The 20,185-nt window shown below is 39.4% G+C and carries 17 protein-coding genes; 10 read left to right on the top strand and 7 right to left on the bottom strand.

Annotated elements, in window-relative coordinates; genetic code table 11:
* Nucleotides 1–494: 494 nt before the first annotated feature.
* The 4 genes from QNI15_RS13485 to QNI15_RS13470 all read left to right on the top strand — a co-directional run bounded on the left by QNI15_RS13485 (nt 495) and on the right by QNI15_RS13470 (nt 5,856).
* On the top strand, nt 495–2,954 hold the full coding sequence (locus QNI15_RS13485; RefSeq protein ID WP_314032144.1) for a TonB-dependent receptor plug domain-containing protein: 2,460 nt from the start codon (nt 495–497) through the stop codon (nt 2,952–2,954).
* 248 nt (nt 2,955–3,202) lie between these two features.
* A complete protein-coding gene (locus tag QNI15_RS13480) occupies nt 3,203–3,967 on the top strand; it encodes a helix-turn-helix domain-containing protein (protein ID WP_314032143.1) in 765 nt (254 codons plus the stop codon).
* Between the two features lie 78 nt (nt 3,968–4,045).
* Nucleotides 4,046–4,435, top strand: a complete 390-nt coding sequence (locus QNI15_RS13475; RefSeq protein WP_314032142.1) for a DUF1398 domain-containing protein — start codon at nt 4,046–4,048, stop codon at nt 4,433–4,435.
* Between the two features lie 470 nt (nt 4,436–4,905).
* Nucleotides 4,906–5,856 (top strand): hypothetical protein, encoded by a 951-nt coding sequence (locus tag QNI15_RS13470; protein WP_313992454.1) that lies wholly within the window; start codon nt 4,906–4,908, stop codon nt 5,854–5,856.
* A gap of 10 nt (nt 5,857–5,866) precedes the next feature.
* On the opposite strand, the gene QNI15_RS13465 is transcribed toward QNI15_RS13470, so the two are convergent.
* A complete protein-coding gene (locus tag QNI15_RS13465; RefSeq protein WP_313992451.1) occupies nt 5,867–6,391 on the bottom strand; it encodes a hypothetical protein in 525 nt (174 codons plus the stop codon).
* 833 nt (nt 6,392–7,224) lie between these two features.
* Between QNI15_RS13465 and QNI15_RS13460 the strand changes: the two genes are divergently transcribed.
* Together QNI15_RS13460 and QNI15_RS13455 are read left to right on the top strand one after the other, a co-directional pair.
* Nucleotides 7,225–8,187, top strand: a complete 963-nt coding sequence (locus tag QNI15_RS13460) for an SDR family oxidoreductase (protein WP_313992447.1) — start codon at nt 7,225–7,227, stop codon at nt 8,185–8,187.
* A gap of 31 nt (nt 8,188–8,218) precedes the next feature.
* Nucleotides 8,219–9,022 (top strand): helix-turn-helix domain-containing protein, encoded by an 804-nt coding sequence (locus QNI15_RS13455; RefSeq protein WP_313992444.1) that lies wholly within the window; start codon nt 8,219–8,221, stop codon nt 9,020–9,022.
* Nucleotides 9,023–9,369: 347 nt separating this feature from the next.
* On the opposite strand, the gene QNI15_RS13450 is transcribed toward QNI15_RS13455, so the two are convergent.
* From QNI15_RS13450 to QNI15_RS13440, 3 genes are all read right to left on the bottom strand, one after another.
* Nucleotides 9,370–9,819: a PEP-utilizing enzyme gene (locus tag QNI15_RS13450; protein ID WP_313992441.1), complete on the bottom strand. Its 450-nt coding sequence runs from the start codon at nt 9,817–9,819 to the stop codon at nt 9,370–9,372.
* A gap of 576 nt (nt 9,820–10,395) precedes the next feature.
* Complete coding sequence (locus tag QNI15_RS13445) at nt 10,396–10,926, bottom strand: hypothetical protein (RefSeq protein ID WP_313992438.1); 531 nt, start codon at nt 10,924–10,926, stop codon at nt 10,396–10,398.
* 120 nt (nt 10,927–11,046) lie between these two features.
* Nucleotides 11,047–11,661: a hypothetical protein gene (locus tag QNI15_RS13440; protein ID WP_313992436.1), complete on the bottom strand. Its 615-nt coding sequence runs from the start codon at nt 11,659–11,661 to the stop codon at nt 11,047–11,049.
* A gap of 157 nt (nt 11,662–11,818) precedes the next feature.
* Here QNI15_RS13440 and QNI15_RS13435 point away from each other — a divergent pair, with 157 nt between their 5' ends.
* Together QNI15_RS13435 and QNI15_RS13430 are read left to right on the top strand one after the other, a co-directional pair.
* Nucleotides 11,819–12,868, top strand: coding sequence for a sensor histidine kinase (locus tag QNI15_RS13435; RefSeq protein ID WP_313992433.1), 1,050 nt, complete (start codon nt 11,819–11,821; stop codon nt 12,866–12,868).
* Nucleotides 12,865–13,554, top strand: a complete 690-nt coding sequence (locus QNI15_RS13430) for a LytR/AlgR family response regulator transcription factor (protein ID WP_314032140.1) — start codon at nt 12,865–12,867, stop codon at nt 13,552–13,554. Before QNI15_RS13435 ends, QNI15_RS13430 begins: the two co-directional genes overlap by 4 nt.
* A gap of 88 nt (nt 13,555–13,642) precedes the next feature.
* On the opposite strand, the gene QNI15_RS13425 is transcribed toward QNI15_RS13430, so the two are convergent.
* Complete coding sequence (locus tag QNI15_RS13425; protein WP_313979907.1) at nt 13,643–14,023, bottom strand: winged helix-turn-helix transcriptional regulator; 381 nt, start codon at nt 14,021–14,023, stop codon at nt 13,643–13,645.
* A gap of 117 nt (nt 14,024–14,140) precedes the next feature.
* Between QNI15_RS13425 and QNI15_RS13420 the strand changes: the two genes are divergently transcribed.
* Complete coding sequence (locus QNI15_RS13420; protein WP_314032139.1) at nt 14,141–15,112, top strand: NmrA/HSCARG family protein; 972 nt, start codon at nt 14,141–14,143, stop codon at nt 15,110–15,112.
* Nucleotides 15,113–15,284: 172 nt separating this feature from the next.
* Here QNI15_RS13420 and QNI15_RS13415 read toward each other — a convergent pair whose 3' ends face one another.
* Nucleotides 15,285–16,172: a hypothetical protein gene (locus QNI15_RS13415; RefSeq protein ID WP_314032137.1), complete on the bottom strand. Its 888-nt coding sequence runs from the start codon at nt 16,170–16,172 to the stop codon at nt 15,285–15,287.
* A 502-nt stretch (nt 16,173–16,674) separates the two neighbouring features.
* Here QNI15_RS13415 and QNI15_RS13410 point away from each other — a divergent pair.
* Entirely contained in the window at nt 16,675–18,714 is a 2,040-nt protein-coding gene (locus QNI15_RS13410) for a beta-L-arabinofuranosidase domain-containing protein (RefSeq protein WP_314032135.1), read from the top strand.
* Nucleotides 18,715–18,852: 138 nt separating this feature from the next.
* Here QNI15_RS13410 and QNI15_RS13405 read toward each other — a convergent pair whose 3' ends face one another.
* The gene (locus tag QNI15_RS13405) at nt 18,853–19,908 is read right to left on the bottom strand and encodes a GTP pyrophosphokinase (RefSeq protein ID WP_314032133.1); all 1,056 of its coding nucleotides are present in this window, start codon (nt 19,906–19,908) and stop codon (nt 18,853–18,855) included.
* Nucleotides 19,909–20,185: the final 277 nt, after the last annotated feature.

The raw sequence follows: 20,185 nt of genomic DNA, 5'->3' as shown, positions 1-20,185 counted from the left end.
AACAAACTTAATCTACAACCCATTTGAATATACTGATCTGTTGTATACTAACTATTGTCCTTACATGCTATCTGCTTCTCTGTGTAAGTCAGTCTAATCAAGAAAACCGCTTAAGAATGTGTCGTGAAACTGGTAATGAGCAATTAGTATTACAACTGAACTACTGAAAGCACTTCTTTTCTTTCTCTTTATATCCAAAGAAGATTATTCTCATCCGTTTTCATTTGTTAAACATTAGAATCGTTTCTACGAGTTTTGGACAAAAAGGTCATTTCCATCCATATATCAGATAAAAGCAAGATAGTATCTGAGATTGGTAGACAAAGAATGAGATACACAGCAGATAGACGTTTATGATTCGAGGTGATGCCACTTAGAATCATTTGAAGACTTTACAAGTAACACAACAGACAGATCCGGATTATTCACCAAAACACAAGCAACAATCTATGTTTGCTTGCTTCTCTTTGATTTTCAATACTAAAGCAACAACTATGAATCAGGTTTACTCGTTTTTAATGAGTTTTAAAAAAGTATCGCTGACAGCAGTTATCACACTGCTGTTTTTACAGAATGTGTTGGCACAAAGTGATACCACCCAGGCAGGAACTCAAAAAGAACTGCTGGAAATGACACTGGAAGAATTACTTTCTATAGAAATACCTACAGGTACACTTGTAAATATAAAACAATCTTCAAAACCTGTAGCCGTAACAGTTATTACCAGAGAAGATATTAAAGTCAGTGCCAGCCGAAACATGATGGATCTGCTGGAAACCTATGTACCAGGATTCTTCTGGCTAGATCATACTTCTGAAGGAATGGCAGCAGGTATGAGAGGGATTGTTTCTGACAGAAACCTCAAATTTTTGTTGCTTGTGAATGGAGTAGTGGTAAACAACCGTGCACACAAAGGAATGGTTTCTGAAATCTCCAACTGGGATTTGGATGATATTGAGAAAATTGAAGTGGTACGTGGTCCTGGCTCAGTAACGTACGGTCCTGGTGCTATTGCAGGTGTAATCAGCATTACTACCAAAAGAGCGAATGGCGAAAGTGTAACTGGTGGATCTGTGAACTATAAATCAGCTTATGAGTCACGTGGTGTAAATCTATATACTTCAGGCAAATCTGCAACAGGAGTAAAAAGTATGTTCTATGGCAGCATACAATCTACGGATGGCATTAACCAGCCTGACGTATTTACCTCCAAGACATTTACAGATTATGGCTTACCATCACAAATGAAGGCCCCAACAGCAGTAAACCCTTACATGAGAGATGCCCGCAATATACCTCAGCTGAAATTTATCGCCGACTTTGACTTTGGTAAAGGATATAAGTTTTTCACGCGTTACAATCAGGCCGGAATGTATGGTCACTCGTTTGACCGATATAAAGCGCTTTCATCTTTCAATACCAGCAATAAACCTGTATACAAAGGGGATGTAGTTCCTAGTATGTACAACAAACACCAGCAGTTTCTGGCTGTAGCTGAAAAGAAATTTACACTGAATGATCAGCTAGATCTGAATACAAGCTTGATCTATGACAATGAGAATAGTGCCAGCTTCCGTTACCAGACTTCCTCTGCCCTATCCAATGCCAATATGGATAGCCTGAAACTACGTGATATTACAAGTATCACTGATCTGTCCAGCTTACGTCATGCCTTGTATCAGTATTCTGAAAGACAAATGACTGGCAAGGTTGTACTTACCTATAAAGACAAGGAAAATAAATTTCAGGGAGCAGTAGGTACAGAAGTAACCAACAATAAATGGGCAGCTCCTTGGTTAAAATCTGCGTCTGACATCCGTCTGGGTGATCAGAAAGAGATTCTGAGTGATGCCAGCGTATTAGCTGTGGCCAATACAGGCGTAACTTCCGTAACCGGCAACCAGATTCTGGCATCTCAGGGTGTGTATGTAGGCAAGGGATGGACTACCAATACGGTATCCTTCTATGGAGAAGGAAGCTATGCATTCAGCAAAAAAATAAGCTTACTTATGTCAGCCAGAACGGATAAAGACACATACTCTGACTGGTTGCTTTCCCCTCGCGTTGCCTTATTAATGGACTTTGATAAACATACATTACGACTGGTAGGATTGCAGTCTACCCGTATGAATACAGCTGCACAGATGCTGGTAGAACATCGCCACGGACGTGTATCGGAAGCCGAAAAATTGCAGGCAGCCGAAGTATTATATACCTATGTACATAGCCCGAATTTAGTTACCGAAGCCAACGCATACTACAATGTAACAGAAGTACTGGGATGGTCAAGCAGCGCAGCTGGAGTGGTAAAGGTAGGAAAAGCAAAAACGGCAGGTGCTGAGATTACAGTAACCTACAAAACTAAAAACCTCTCAGCAGGTATTAACCATGCCCTGGTAAATCTTATTGACTGGAAACTAGCTCCAGGCCAGACAAGTAGTGGTATAAGCTATGCCGATTATAATCAACGTGTTATCTATACCAAAGATGATAATACTAAAGATACTATTTATATTAAAGGAACAGAAAAGCACTTAAATAACTACGCACAGAATATCTCTAAGCTGTTTGTAACGTATAATCTACTAAACCAAAAACTGGTACTGCATCTGGATACTCGTGTATTGTGGAACTTTGCAGGTTCAAACGACGGATTATCTGCTTACCAGACGGCTGTTAGCAATGTAAGTGCACAGTTTGCAGATCAGGTAAGAGCTTATGTGGCAGAGGTACGTAAAAATAATATCTATAAAACGGATTTGAGAGTGAATCTGTCAGTAGAATATAAACTAACTGAAAATATTCAACTGAGTGCGTTTGCCAACAATCTGCTATATACCAATCATGCCCGCAGATATTTCTATGATTCAGGGTACACAGATGTCAATCCTTCCAAAATCAAATACACACAGGAACCACGATTCTATGGCGTAAAACTTGCCTGTGAATTTTAAGTCTCCTCTGTACTAATGTAGCACCCTGAAACAAATCTGACATAAAAGTCAAACATGTTTCAGGGTGTTTTTATTTGCTGCTAATACACTGCTTGCTTTGCAGTCTTGCTATTTCAGCAACACCCCGCTAACGAAATTTTTCCACTAGTCTATACTCAGATCTGTAAACATTCTGTTTCAGATAAAAACCATGACGTATAAAAATCCTGTATCTTTAGCATCTGCATCCATCAGCTTTTAGCACACTCATGAAATTTGACAAGGTCATACCAACAGACAGACTCAAACCTTACATAAAACACTTTGTCGTGTCTGAAAACACCTTGGAAAGTACTTACAAAATCTTTCCTTCTACTAGTCTGGTTATCGGATTTCAGTACAAGGGACAATTATTTTCTATAGAAAGCGAAACCGAAACTAATCTGAATCCATCAGGTATTACAGGGCTGATGAATAGTTTCAAACTATTCAGAAACACTTCTGATATTGGTACTATCCTTGTCTATTTTACAGAACTTGGCCTTAGTGCATTTACTCATTGTCCAGCCCACGAACTGTTTCATCAAAGTGTGCCACTTAATGTTATATTCAATCGGTATGCCATTACAGAAACAGAAGAAAAGCTGGTATTAGCACATACAGATACACAACGTATACAGATAGTTGAACAGTTTCTGTTATCACAACTTAAAGACATTCAGCCTGACAGACTAGTTCTGGAAGCAGTAAAGCTTATTTACCAAAACCAAGGAGCCATAAAGATTTCAGATCTCAACACACAACTCTGTATCAGCCAAAGTCCGTTTGAAAAACGCTTTAGAAAAGAAGTCGGTACCACACCTAAGAAGTTTGCGTCAATAGTCCGCTTCAATGCGGTTATTGAATCGTTAAACAATGCCAAGTCGCTCACAGAGATTGGCTATTTTCATCTATTCTTTGATCAGGCACATTTTATCAAAGACTTTCGGCAATTTACCGGAACTACTCCTGAAAATTTCAGAAGAGCACTCTAGAAAAACGATTTTTTACAATTTTAGGATTCTTCTTTGCCTGACCTTTGTAACATGTTCAATCAATAAAACAAAGAGACCATGTTTACAGTCGAACAAGTTAAATCTGCACATGCCAAAGTAAAAAGTGGAGCCGACTTCCCTATCTATATTCGGGAAATCAAACAATTAGGTGTAACAGCTTTTGAAACCTGGGTATTAGATAGCCATACCACCTATTTTGGAAAAGAAGGGTATCAAACCCAATCCAATCCCATGTATGATAAACTACCTATTTCCTCAACAACAGATAAAGTGAAATTCAGCTATGAACTGAAACTACATCAGCAGGGACATTCAGATTACTATACATTCTGCAAAATTTGCGCAGAAACAGGAATTGAGAAATGGTTTGTATGCCTTGATACGATGACTTGTACATATTATGATACCAAAGAAAATGAAATAGTGGTAGAGACAATCCCTGAATAAAGAAAGTGAAGGTAGGTTAGTTCAGCAATCAGAACAAGGTATTTACCATTTTTTCAGAGAAAGTCATACTACTGGTTAAATCCTATAAAAGGAATAGTATGACATATAATCATACTATTCCTTTTATGGTTTGCTTGTTGAAAGCAATCAGGAAAGAAACTAGCTGGAAGGTTCCACATACTGTGTGTAAAAGCGTTGGGAAGTCTCAATAACTACATTCACATAACTTTGGAAGCAAAGTATTTAACATACATACTACAAAATATAAACCTGTCAACTGTCCCATTTCAGACATGAATCATTCAGTTCTTTAATACCGAAAATGAGAAAAATACGATAGGATGAGAATGTTTTATGGTCCAAAACCTGCTTAGAACGAAAAATGTATATACATTAGACGCCTAATGGATTATCCCTCGGCACCATAGAGTATACAGTAACAGAAGTAAGTGGCTACACCACTCCCAAAAATGTTAACAACACAGCGATCAATAGGACAAAGTATCATTCACCTCATTTTTTTTGGCAACTACCATTACGCACTGTATGCGGTTGCCCTCTCCATAGAAGCCAACATGCAACTTGAGCTACCCTTAAATCCTCTGGCCTACTATTCATGTATCTTTCTGATCACCCTTGTCTACTATACTTATGCCTATCAGGGAAACGCTATTTGTATAACCAGCACCCCTCCCTATATACGTAACGTCCGATCCAACTGGTATGTCCAATATCAGCAGTGGGTTCGTTTCAGTCAACTTCTGTGTAGCGTACTAGGGATTGGGATTGGTATTTATCTGTTGGTTTGCCATTGGACTAACCTGTTTCGGTTATCCCTTTCCACCCTGGGTTTGGCAGCAGGAGTCGTTCTGCTGGCAGCATTATATTATGGATGGCTTCCCATATTTGGACATCGGCCACATATCCGACAACAAGGCTGGATCAAACCCTTTATCATTGGATGGGTATGGGCTGGCCTGGTCACAGTTTCTCCTGTATTATTTTACCAGATTGAATACAATACCTTCTATCCTATCAATGGTATGTGGGTTTGGCTTTTTTGCAAAAACTGGTTGTTTATTTCTCTTACCTGCATCATGTTTGATATCAAAGACTATGCATCCGATGCAAACCACCAGTTGAAAACTTTTGTAGTACAATATGGACTACGAACTACCCTATTCTATATCCTGATTCCTTTAACAGTACTGGTACTGGCTTCTTTTCTGATAGTTGCCTATATACGGCACTTTCCAGGGATGCGGGTGTTATTAAACCTGATTCCGTTTCTGGCTCTTCTCTGGACTGTATACGGCCTTCACCAACGCCGATCCATTTTATATTATCTGATTATTATTGACGGATTATTGCTTGTAAAAGCCCTCTGTGGCATAGTCGCAGCCCTGTTGGGAAAGATATGACTCTCCCTTTCTATCTATACAATTCCACTTCATAAATATTCCGAACCTCTGAATGCGTCCCGATTCGTCCACGATATTGGGCATCCCCAGACTCAAAGGTAGTTCGGCTAATGCCACTGTAACGACTATCAGTCAAACCACTTTTTAGTTCTTTGCTGCCATACACATACGATCCTCCGGAAAAGTCAGCACCATAGCCACAGCGTTCTTCATTTGTTTCATAGGGGCCAAAATCGCGTCTATAACACAGAATCAAAGTATCGTTTGGTCCATCGATGGGTTCAAAAATATACATCACACTATCTGCATGAAGTGATAAAGGCAAATACGCATAGTTATCACTCACTACTACATTCCCATTCCCTCCCAGTCCATAAATCCGCTTGTAGTAACCCATACCTCTGTACTCCTGGGTGGCAGTATCATACCAATGCAACGTTGCCTTCATCACAGGTTCTTCATCTGGTGGACAATCACTTCGGCAGTTGGCTAATGCAAGTACAAGTAACAATAGTATAAGTCCTTTAATATACATAGTGAAGATGAATTTTTCACAAGGACACAAGATAGGAGAAAAGAGTTGCAAGGCAAAAGCAAAATTCGCAGTTAAGTAATATCAAAAACAATCATCAAGGTTGGATCTAATCTTTGTTTGAATAGATAAACTTAGAAACAGTATCTTTCACCTCCCTTTTACTGAAAGAAGCAGGCATATTATTTATTATTCATCATTATCTGGATTTTAAATCTCACCAGGCCTAGGATCAAATATGCTTTTTGGCTTTTCCACAACTCAAATAAAACCATCTATCAGCTCTATTTTTTTAACAGGTGTGTTGTTTGTCATCAGATTACTTTGTGGGCTTGCAGTTATTTTTAATACTAGTTCAACTAAGCTGAAAAGGCGGATAAAAGTAGAGAATTTTGAGAAGTTATGTTTTGAAATTATTTTATAATGTGCATACTTCTAAGCAAAATAAGTTGTTGACTTAAATTATACGCACAAAAATTTTTGCAGTTAATTCAGGTCAAACATAAAACTTGCGATGTATTCTATGCGAAAACCTTTCTGCGGTTTATTCAATGCACCGATAAATTTGCGGTGCATTTCGGACAAAAATTATTTTTACACAGATACTAAAGATAATTTTTTCCTATTGCCGTTTGCATAGAACAATGCACAGTGTCATAATCTGAACAGAACTCAACGAATGGTATAATAATCCTCAGACTTTAACATTTCAAAGATCTATGAAGGAAAGTCAACACATTACCAATGACCTTTTAAACACACTAAAATTGAACTTTTAAACACAATCTTTTTCGTTTAGAATTAGGAAGTTTGTAGTGTACAACAAACGTTACCTTATGAAAACCAACAAAACAGTTTTAGTAACTGGCGGAACAGGATTTGTAGCCATTCATACAATGTTACAATTATTGCAACAGGGGTACACTGTAAAAACTACCATACGTAGCCTCAATAAAAAAGAAGAACTGGAAAAAGCTCTTAGGACTAGCGGTATCGAGTCTTTTGAAAATTTATCCATTTATGAAGCAGACCTTTTATATGACATCGGATGGAGTGAGGCAGCAAAGGGATGTGATTATGTACTGCATGTGGCTTCTCCGTTTGTAACACAAGAACCTAAAGATGAAAAAGAACTCATTATCCCTGCCCGTGAAGGTTCGTTACGTGTCCTAAGAGCTTCCCGAGATGCAGGTGTAAAGCGTGTAGTGCTTACTTCGTCTTTTGCGGCTATTGGCTATAGTACGAATACCCCAGGCCATGTTTTTACAGAAGAAGACTGGACAGATCCAAATGTTCCGCTCATGGCTTATATCAAATCCAAAACTGTGGCCGAAAAAGCAGCATGGGATTTTATGGCGAGAGAAGGAGGTGCAATGGAATTGTCGGTCATTAATCCTGTCGGTATTTTCGGACCTATACTCGGAGGCATCTCTTCTGCTTCGCTGGATGGTGTTATTAAAAGCATCATTGGAGGTTTAGTTACTTCCAGTCCTTCCTTTACCTTTGGTGTGGTAGATGTTCGGGATGTAGCAGATATCCATATCATGGCTATGGAACATCCACAAGCTGCAGGACAACGGTTTCTGGCCGCTTCTGAGGGAGTGATGAGCTTTTATGATGTTGCCGAGCTAATCCGTAAGGAACGCCCGGAGTATGCTGGAAAAATAGCTTCATTTCCCAATACAGATCAGAATTTTTATATTACACTTTCCACTCAGAAAGCCAAAGATATCCTAGACTGGAAACCTCGCAGTAAGGAAGAAGCTATACTGGCTAGTGTGGACAGTATGATGAATTGAGTACCTTTACCAAAGATAATGATATAAACCCTTGAATTCCAATAAAATACACTCCTGTCATCTGGGTCCGGAGATTTCTCCTGAGCAGTTTATTAGCGAGCATTTCTTCTTGTATCTACTCGATGGATCGATGATTGCCTATGATGGACAAAATACCTATACCATACAGCCGGGCGATCCACTAATCGCCCGGAAAAATCATCTCATTCGGTACACCAAACACAAAAACAACGGTGTATTTAGAAAAGTGGTCATTACCCTGGACAAGCCTTTTCTGGTGAATTTTCTTGAGCGGCATCCCATTGATGTATATTCCACTCAAAATACCAATTCACTCTTGTTCTTACCTGATAGTACCCTACTTCAAAGTTATATAAAGTCTCTTGAGCCTTATTACACACAACAGGAGGAAATAGAAAAAGGCTTTGAAGATGTAAAACGGGAAGAACTGCTTCTAATCTTATTAAAAACCACACCAGAACTGAAAGACATCCTTTTTAACTTTGCGATACCTGACAAGATTGATATGGAAGAGTTTATGAACCGTAATTTTCGTTTTAATGTGAGCTTGGACCGGTTTGCTTATATGACAGGCAGAAGCTTGTCTACGTTTAAAAGAGATTTCCAGAAAATTTTTGGAAGTACTCCTGGCACTTGGCTTACCCGCAAACGCTTGGAAGAAGCATATTTCCGTATCAAGACCGAAGGTGCCAAGCCAAGTGATATTTATTATGACCTAGGTTTCGAAGACTTTTCACACTTCTCTTTTGCCTTCAGAAAACAGTTTGGTATCAGACCTACAGAATTACTTCAACATTCTGCTTCTATTAGATAAAACTACTTATGTTTAAACTGCTCAATTTAAACTGTTCAGAAATGGAATGGTATCCTTAAGAATGTTGCCGTAAACTGTACTACCATACAAACGGGATATAAATTCGGGTAGTACCTGCAGGTTCGAATCCTGCCTGAGCATCTTAATGCTCTATAATCTCCGGCTACATCTTTAATTATTTGGAAGAATAAAGTTGATCAACAGATATAAGCAAAGATCAGAAAATATAGGTGATATAGTTATTTAAACCAACATTAAATCAGGAAACAAACACTATTTTTCTTTTTACCAAATCTTATTAGGTTATGAGAAGTAAAAAATCAGAACTACCATTTACATTCTCTTTCTCACAAAAGTTCTATATACCCTTCTGTACCATGCACCCGAATGCGCTGACCGTCTTTCATACGTTTGGTAGCATTCTCTACTCCGCTTACTGCGGGTAGGCCATATTCTCTTGCTATGACGGCGCCATGCGTCATCAGTCCGCCGACCTCAGTAACGAGGCCTTTTATAGATACGAACAACGGTGTCCAGCTGGGATCTGTAAAAGTGGTTACCAATATATCCCCCTCTTCCAGGTTAGCCTCTTCTATCGCTGAGACCACACGTGCCCGCCCTTCTATTGTACCTGAAGAAACCGCCAGACCGACAAGAGCTCTATCCAGCAGATTGTCCCGCTTGTACTTACCTGTAATGATTTCCCCGTCCAAAGTCATCACACGTGACGGGGTGAGCTTTTCATAGGTTTTGTATTCCGCTTTTCGCTGATTAATCAACTGGTAATATACTATCACTCTTACCTGTTATCTGAATTTTAATCCTAACTCCCAGATAAATAATCAGATTGATTTTTTGAGTACATACAGCACCTTAGCCACCAGGTAACCCAAATAGATTCCAGATGTAGCTCAGGTTTAGAGAAAAATTACAGTTTAAGGAATGCAGTATGTATCAATCTAGGTAAGCAAAGGAAATAGAAGTTCCTCTCCTCAAAGTAATAGAAGACTATTCTTCAAAAGTCTATAAGGCAACAGATCTCCTACTAGCTGCATTTGGGGACATTAGTTTCATCTATGCAAAGAATCAGGAGTTGATTCCCCGAAAAAGCTTTCCAGATAAAAATCAGGGTATCTGTTTTGCATCCAGTACTATTAGGTAGTTGATATTTCCTCATTTTATAACAAGCATATTACTGTTGGTAAGTGTCTTATCTGTGCTTGTTTAAGATAAAATCATCCCAAATTTCAGAGATTCTCCTAATTAATCTGAATAATACAAAATCAGCGTTTATACTCTTTTCAAAAAGTATAAACGCTGATTCTTAAATCTTCCTTCCCAAATCCAGGCTGACCTAATATTACATGAATCCGTTAGGGATTGCTTATCTTGATTTTAATTTCGTTTCCTGCATCAAGGCCACTTACACCCCCACCGCTATATTTGACTGTGTATTGTCCGGTTGTGATTGCATAATTATCTGGCAGATTAAATACGGTACGGACACTATCGTGTGGTGCCACTTCGATATAGGTTTCAGCAGGCGGTGGCATTACTCGTCTGGCCATCGCTCCTTTGAATATAGCCTCAGTTCCATTTTCATGTATTACCTCAAGGTACTTACCCAAACGAGGTTCAAAAGGTGTTTCCCATTTGCAAAAACGCTGTGCACTATCTGTATGATTGATTACAGTGAAGGATAACAGAACAGAATCTTTTGTAAATGATTTTCCTGCCGTTCCGAGACGTGTTTCGAGCTTACCAGAATTTGTTGGTTCCGGGCTTACAGTGGCTGAAGAGTCAGATGTTGAGGACTCTGTTGTTGAAGTGTCTGATTTCTGATTCTGACAGCCAGCAGATAGAGCGGCGACAATCAGTAGTGATAAAGAGATTTGACGTATCATATGTTTTGATTTCAGGCAAAGGTAATAGATTGACACTATGTTTGGGGTTAATGAAATATGATATTTTCAACAGGTATGTGTTACTATTCCCCTTGCCTTACTTTCAATGATAGGAGCTACTTATTTGCTTAGACCGAGACTACCTGCCAATGATAGTGTTACACCCAGACTGTTTAAATCTCTGGTAGCAAGGCTTGATTGATCATTTTTAAAATACCTGCGGTAATACATACCCGCCTCAATTGCCAGATATTTATTCAACCGGAAGCCAATTGCAGTTTCGGCTCCTGCCAGGTAGGAAGTAGCAGATGAGGTAGAAAAATCATCATCCCATATACTTCCCGAACCCGTTTTTACTTTAAATTCACTGATTCCGGCATTTAGATTACTTCTCAGATACGTTTGAGAACCCAGGTTCCACTTTCTCCCTCCGGATAAGGCATACTCATGGATTCTTGACTTTTTAAAATCAGCATTCTCTACCAGATTTCCAGGAGCAATACTTCCGTTTTGAGTATAGCCAACAAACCACTTATCATTAAAGATCAGATTTATTCTGCCCCCAATACTATAATAGTTCTTTACAGCACTATTTCCGGATGTCAGATTGTATCCATTGCTAAGTCCGATGTTAAGCACAAGACCATGCTTACTTTCTTGTGCATAAGCTCCCGTTGAAGTTAGTCCAAATGATGTCAGCAGGAGAATCCATCCAATTACATAATTAGTTTTCATAAAGCTTTGTTTTTTGGTTAATGGCTCAAAGGTATAGGATCACCCTGGATGCACGGTTTGGCTTTTGACCAACAGTCTGTATTTGTTGACAAACCGTAGAGGCTATCTTAAAAGATATGTGCTACTTTGCATCAGTCCATACCTTCTTCATTCACCTATGGAATTTAAAGATAAAGCAACAGTTTTTTTCTGGATGTTCCTTTTTCTGGCCATCCTGCTCCAGCTTTTTGCCAATCAGGAAATATCATTCGTTACTGCATTTAGTTACTCAACGTGTGTAATTCTTACATTACGGGTATACCTGAGCTATATTTCAGGGAAATGGGCTCAACATTTTTTAGCAAACCTGAATACGCTTCCATTCCTTGGTGTTTTGGGAATATCCTGTCTGGTAGTCACTATTGCTCTATCTGTTGAAGGCTATCTCATTCTGACACTCACCGCTCCCGAAAGCACATTAAAAGAAGTTACTAATGACCGGGTGGCTGTGATTTTTGGTTTGTTTACCTTCAGTGCGATGGTTTCCGGACTGAATTACTCATTTGAAAAATACAAGCAGTACCTCGAACGGGAGAAAGAACTGGAGGTATTGCAAAGAAAATCATTGGAAATGGAAATAAAGCTGCTGCGCAACCAGCTTAGTCCACACTTTACATTTAATATTCTGAACAACCTGCAGTTTCTGATCCGAAAGGATCAAAACGAAGCATTGCTCCTTCTCTCTCAATACAGTAAAATACTACGCTATTACGTGTACGAGTCACAAAAAAAGCTAATTCCACTGGATCAGGAAATTACATTTCTGAAAGAGTACTTTGATCTGGAAAAAAACAGACATGCAGAAGAACTGCAAATATCCTGTGAATGGCACATTCCGGAAAATGAGTTGTATATAGTACCCTTTGTATTAGCCACCTTTGTTGAAAATGCATTCAAGCATGTATTGCCCAATCAGGCAAATGACTATTTTATCAAAGAATACTGTACGGTAGATTTGCAGGGAAATCTGACTTTTGAGATAACCAATACCTTTGATGAAAATGTAGCAAAAGCAAAGTCCCGAGGTATAGGATTAAAGCATGTAGAAGAAAGGTTGACACTGGCCTATCCGGATCGATACCAGTTGATGATAAATGAGGACAATGAACTATTTTCAGTACGACTAAAGCTTACATTAGAAAAACAAATCGGTAAAGAAAAGCTATGATACGATGTATTGTAATTGATGACGAACGGATTGCCAGAGAAGGATTACTTGAATTTATCAAAGCATTTGATTTTCTGGAATGTGTAGGTGACTATGCCAATCCTTTTCAAGCTATGGATCTGATAAAAAACAAAGAAGTAGACCTGATATTTCTGGACATTGAAATGCCAAGAATCAAAGGTATTCAATTCGCAGAACTGGTAAACAATGATTCTACTATGATTATTTTCACAACCGCCTATCCGGAATATGCCCTGAAAGGGTACAAAGTAAATGCGATTGAGTATCTGCTAAAGCCTATTTTTCTGGAAGATTTTACAAAGGCTGTTCATAAAGCAAAGCGCTTATATGAGTTGATGTACCCCCAGGATTCTCAGTTTATATTTTTCCGGGAAGATGGAGTTGACCACAGGGTACACATTGATGAGATTACATATGTGAAGAGCCTGCAGAACTATGTACAGGTATATTTCAGAGATAACCGACATATGATTGTACACAAAACCCTGAAAAGTTTGCAGGAGACCTTGCCCGCCGAAAAATTCATCCAGATTCACCGCTCCTACCTTGTACAGAGTAAATACATTGCTTCTATCAATGGACTTACAGCCATGGTTAATAATACTTCCCTACCAATAGCCAGAGAAAGAAAACAACTCTTACTGAGTTTACTTACCAATCGATAAGATGAAGCCTGAGTCTATCTAGGTTCTCTTAAGAAAATCTGATCCTTTTTCTTAAAATGTGAGATGGTCCATGTTAGGCTACACCAATTTACACCTGCCCGGCGGAGACAAATTCGCCTTTCTCCCGTACAACCTGATTGCCCCAGGCTGTAATCGCTTCTAAAACAGGAATAACAGTTTTGCCAAAATCGGTTAAGCTGTAAATGACTTTAATGGGTGGTTTCTTTCCATATACTTTTCGTGAAACCAATCCGTCATTCTCCAGCTGTTTTAACTGCAGGCTCAACGTCATTTCAGTAACGGAGGGCATTTCTTTTCGGAGTTCGTTGTATCTTTTTTCCTCGTCTTTTAAATGGTACAAGATAACAGCTTTCCATTTTCCACCCATTAAATCCATCGCCAGACTGATTGTACAAGGATAAATCTCTCCTTCCAGCTTTACATAATCACCAATACATTCTGTTTTCATACTACCAATGTTACACCTATCCATTTGGATAGTTATTGCGAATGTAAATCACTAAAAATAGTTTTGCAACTATAATTTTTATAGTTCGTATTTTTCATCTAAAGACATACCGAAAGAATGGCATTTAAAGTAACCAACAACGAAACAAAAGATAAACCACTAATTACTATTGTGGGAGTTTTGGGCAAGCAGGGCCTCAGCGCTGCACGTACTTTGTTACAAAGCGGGCGTTATCGTGTGCGTGGCATTACCCGTCGGGTTGACTCACCAGTGGCGCTTAGTCTGGTCCAACAAGGAGCTGAGCTTGTGCGATTACCTCTTGATCTGGGATACAAAAAAGAGTATGTGGAAGCATTCCGAGGCTCAGACGGCGTTTTCATGATGACACCAGGTATTGCGCCCCCAGCCACTCATGAGTTTGCGTTAGGCAAAGAGTTAGCAGATGCAGCCGTTGAAGCAGGGGTTCAACACCTTATCTTCAGTAGCTTGGAAAATGTAGATAAGATTACAGCGGGAAAGAAGTTTGCCCCTCATTTTACAGACAAGGCCAATATTGAGCAATATATCCGCACGCTTCCCATCACAAGCTCGTTTATCTACATGGCTTTCTTTTACACCAATTTACCAGAATTTTACACTCCAGTTATAAAGGGCGATACCCTTGTATTTCCAATTTACTTACCAGAGGATTTCAGCGCACCCTTTGTAGATCCCCTTACGGCTACAGGACCTGCAGTTCTGGAGATCTTTTCGAATCCTAATCGCTATGCGGGAGCATCTTTACCGGTAATTGGAGAAAGCATTTCGCCACGGGAGATGGTTGATACATTTATTCGGGTTATAGGTAAGAAGGCTGTCTATGTCTCAGCTTTCACACGGGAGAACTTCCTTTATTATTTCCCAGAATTTAGCTCAAATGAACTCTTAGTGAATGAGATTTTGGGAATGGCAGAGTATGCAGTCGAATATGGGTATTTTGGCAAAGATCGCGACTGGTTATGGAGTCGCCAGATAAACCCCGATACCCTAAGTTGGGAACAATTTCTGCACACTACAGGCTGGCAAGGGCAAAAACTTTCATTCGGATAATATAATTCTGGAATGCAGAAAGGTGTATTTTGAGAGACAACTTCTCATCTTATTTCAAAATTCACCTTTTCTTTTTTAATTATATCATAACCTTCATGATCAAAGCCATCATGAGTTTGGTTCATTTTGAAGTTGAGAGAAAGCATATAAGCCAAATGAATTAAACCTCATATCAATGGGAAATAAATAAAAATAGCTGACTGATAATTACACCAGCAGGAATCACACTGTGATAAAATACTTCGTCCCAGGAAGCAGGCAGTGGCTGAAAGTTCTCATCATATTGTTCATATAGCTTATGGACCTTAAGAATCAGATTATCTTTTGGGTGTCCTTCGTTGTAAAGTATAACTACATCTTCTTCATAAGCAGGCAAAGAGCGATTTTCTTCAGAATAATAGTATTGGTTATCGAAGGCCATAAACTTATACTGCACACGATAACTTACTTCCCCATCGCTATTCTTGTCTTCAGTCTGCTGATTAAACTTACCTACTGTAAGATGCCCATATTTCATCAGGTAATTTTCCTTACTATTCACCCAAGTATAAATGGCAAGTCCTCCAATGCCTACAAGCAGCATAAGAAAACTAACGAAAATCCCTTCCTGATTGACTGAGCTAGTTTGTATACCAACCACATAAGAAACAACAGGATTGTCCATCCTATAATAAATTTTCAATTTGTCTCCTATTTGTGGTAGTTGTTTATCTCTTTCTGTAAAGAACACCCCTGTAAAGTGCTGATTATTGGCTTGGAAGGTGTAATAAAGTGCATAAGCTGTATCCTTATTTTTTATATTACTGTTAGAAATAGTGGTTAGTGCGCCATTGGTATAGGCATATTTATAATTGTAAAAATCTTTACCGTCAATCCGGTCAGCTCCCGATGGGTTATATACTATGTTACCCGGAAGGCTATTCCGGATAGAAACCAGACAAAGACATATCCAGCCCCATATAAATAGTTGTATGACTGGAAATCCTACTAGAGTAACAACACTACGAGAAAGAGGTACTTTGCGAGGGGGTAAGGAGAACGTATAATCACTAAGGTTCATAAGAAAGTTCAATCCTTTCAGAGTACAAATTATAGTAGGATATTACTGCCAAGATAAAAGTTTTTTCACATTGATACCTTGCTCAAACTAGTTATTGTATAGCCATTAAAGCTCTAATTCGCTTTTAGAAGATGATGACTGACTTAATCGGATAATCTTAAATACCCTTTATTTTAAAGAAAGCATTATTGATCTGTATCAGTTGTTTTTAAGTCCATACTCTTTTATCTCTGCCAGGTATCCTGGATATGAAACCCCATATTTATCTTTATAATCTCCATAAAGAAGTTTTCTATTGGTTTATAACTGATTTTCTTACTTTTAGCAACTATTTTTTCTTTGGATGAATCTTCAGTGAACGATCTACTTGCTCATACAAATACCACTATATTTCAAAAGGGTGATACCATTGTATACAATAGTGAAATTTCCATAACTACTATTATCTAGTAGAACACCTATGTGATGAATCCTTGTTTCTGTTTTTCATATTTATACAATCATGCATTCAATCCGTTATGTATTGTTTTTTGCGAGTTTGTTGATTTTAACAAACCTCCAGTTAATGGCACAACAAAAGGTGACTGTAGTCAAATCCTATATCCAAAACCGATCTCCTTTACGTCCTAACCCCTATCTGGAATTACCATTGGGAGCCATCCATGCCGAAGGGTGGCTGAAGGAGATGCTTCTCAGACAGAAAAATGGAGCAACAGGACAATTGGACAAACTATATCCACTGGTGATGAGTCATCGTAATGGGTGGCTTGGTGGTGATGGAGATCAATGGGAAAGAGGTCCTTACTGGATTGATGGGCTATTGCCTCTGGCCTATATTCTCAATGATAAAGAACTAATCAGCAAAACCAAACCCTGGGTGGAATGGGCCATACAGTCACAACGTGAAGATGGCAATTTCGGACCTGCCAAAGACTATCCTTACGAACCAGGTATCCAACGTGACAACAGCCTGGACTGGTGGCCCCGAATGGTGGTACTAAAAATTTTAAAGCAATACTATTCGGCAACTAGTGATAGACGGGTGCTTGACTTGCTGACCCGTTATTTCAGGTATCAGTTGAAACAACTACCTTCACAGCCGCTGGATCGCTGGACATTCTGGGCCCGCTATCGGGCTGGTGATAATCTTATGGTGGTCTACTGGCTGTATAATCTTACTGGCGAAAGCTTTCTGCTGGAACTGGCAGATCTCATGCACAAACAAACGTTTGACTATACCACTGCTTTTCTGGAAGGAAATCTGTTAAGCCAGCAAAGCAGTATCCATTGTGTTAATCTGGCACAAGGCATGAAAGAACCTCTCATTTATTACCAGCAGCATCCCGAACAAAAGTATGCAGAGTCTGTAACAAAAGGTTTTGCCGACCTTCGAAAATACAATGGACTGGCACATGGACTTTATGGCGGGGATGAAACCCTGCATGGTAACAACCCTACACAAGGTTCAGAGCTTTGTTCAGCAGTTGAAATGATGTTTTCGCTGGAAAGTATACTACCTGTTACCGGACAGGTCAGCTATGCTGATCAGTTGGAAAAAGTCGCCTTTAATGCCTTACCTACTCAAGCTACCGATGACTACATGAACCGCCAGTATTTCCAGCAGGCCAACCAGGTAATGGTAACCCGGCATATACGTAACTTTGCGGAAGATGGCAATCACCAGGGAACCGATGTATGTTATGGTCTGCTGACAGGATTTGCCTGTTGTACGTCAAATATGCACCAGGGCTGGCCTAAATTTACCCAAAACCTATGGTATGCTACAGCAGATAAAGGGCTGGCAGCGCTTGTGTATGCCCCCAGTGAAGTAAAGGCGTATGTCGGAGAAGGTACACAGGTAACTATACAGGAACAGACACAGTATCCATTTCGTGAAAACATTCAGTTCAAACTTACACTGGACAAGAAAACAAAGGCAGTATCTTTTCCTTTCCATGTGCGAATTCCACAATGGTGCAAACGTGCTACTATTTTTGTAAATGGAAAACCTCTCCAGGAGGCGGATGGCAATCAGATTGTGGTGATCTCACGGGAATGGAAATCAGGTGATGTACTGGAATTAACATTACCAATGCATGTATTCCGAAATCGCTGGCATGAAAACTCAATCTCTGTAGAGCGGGGACCGTTAACGTATGCCTTACGGATTGAAGAGCAGTGGAATATAGTAACCAATACCAAAGATCCGGAGGTGTATGGGGACACTTACTATGAAGTGAGACCCAAATCAGACTGGAATTATGCTCTGCTGGCAATGGACGACAAAGAATTGGAACAGGCATTTCGCGTTGAACTAAAAGAGCAAATGCCTGTGTATCCGTGGAATCTGGACAATGCTCCGGTCTTGATCCGTACCAAAGGGAAGAAAATTCCTTCGTGGGGAATCTACAATGACATGACAGGTCCAATTCCTTTTAGCGTTATTTACGGGCTGGAGACAGGACCGGAAGAGGAAATTACCCTGATTCCATATGGATGTAGTGTTTTGCGAATTTCGCAGTTTCCGGTTACTGCTAAGTAATTCCATGTCATTGTGAAAGCAGCAAATACGCAATGTTATCAAGAAGATAAGGAAGCATTATGGTGAAACGCGTTCTTATCCTCTTGGTTCTGGGAATACCTCTCTCTATCCTCCTGACAGGACACGAATGAGAGACTGTTATTTTTTTCTAAATTTTAGAACCTGAATAATTTCGAGTAATAGCCTCCAACATCTCTTAAACGAAAAATGCCGATCATCTTCCCTACCTGTCTTGCTCAGGCGATACTGCCATGGCCCGACAGGCATTGTGGTTGGACGCTGGGGATCTGTATAGTCAGCAAATAGCTGCTTTATTTCGTCCACGTTCTCTTCTATAAATTTCTCCAAAGGAGCCAGTGTAGTAAAGCCCAGTACCTTTAGGTTAAAAATATCCATATCGTCAATTACAGTAGCTTCTTCACCAAACAAATGAAATCCATTTCGCTCCATGGCATATCCGATAATCTGAGCAATAGCATCGTTTTCCTTGATAAAGACCTCCAATGAAGCCAGATTGACAGGGATATCTCCTGTAGTCTGATTCAACTTTAATTTGGTAGCAATATGGTTCTGATACTGTTGGATTTCTTCTTTTAGCTTGACAAATTCAATATCAGCGAGTTCAAGCAAAGCAGCAATACGATAAAAAGTCCGTTTGGCAGAAGGAGCAATTTGCCTTCCCTTATAGATATCATGTTCCATAGTCGCCCAGGAATGCTGCAGAATGGTCCGGATCTGTAGTTCAAACTGCAAGCCTTTGTACTTACTCAGATGAGGTTCCTGCAATCGGCTAGCACTTAAACTTGCCACAAAATGCCTGCTTTTGTACCCAAACCGATCCAGTGTTTCTTCTACCTGTGCCGATTTATCAGGAGAATTCTCTCTATCTATGTCAAATTCCTCTTCAATCTTCTGGGCAATTTTGTCAATATCGTCCTGCAAATATGTAATAATGCGCATTCCTACAATATCCTTAATATCACCGATCTGTTTGTATTTCTCACCCTTGAGTTTAAGTTTATTATGCAGACTGTTTTTTGCTTTTACACGCGATGTAATCAAATGAGGGCAAGGCTGGAAATCTTCTGAGATAAATAAAGTCTCCAATATTCTCTTCACATCGGATTCAAACGATTCATAGATGCTTTTGTTTTGGTCGTAGTCTTCTAAAAGCTGGGTTATATGTTCTACCATAAGATATATGTCATAAGTATGCTGTTCCAGACAAAACGTACTTTTAGGGCATCTAACTCTGTATTGTCTGGATGCAGTGCCTCAATCTTACTAAAAACCTGTCAAAAACCCATCATAAATTCATCGTATGTTGTATTAAAAAAATCACTACAAAAGCAGTCAAGGTTGTCAAGGTAAGAAAACACAAACAACACCTTCAAGCTAATTACCTGAAGGTGTTGCTATATGGAAATGGCCAATGTGACAATTGTCTGTATCACTATAACCAGAAATGAAA

This window comes from Xanthocytophaga flava (assembly GCF_030068545.1).
Classification (GTDB): Bacteria; Bacteroidota; Bacteroidia; order Cytophagales; family 172606-1; genus Xanthocytophaga; species Xanthocytophaga flava.
The sequence above is the reverse complement of the archived record's forward strand: the minus strand, read 5'-3'. Positions and strand labels throughout refer to the sequence as shown.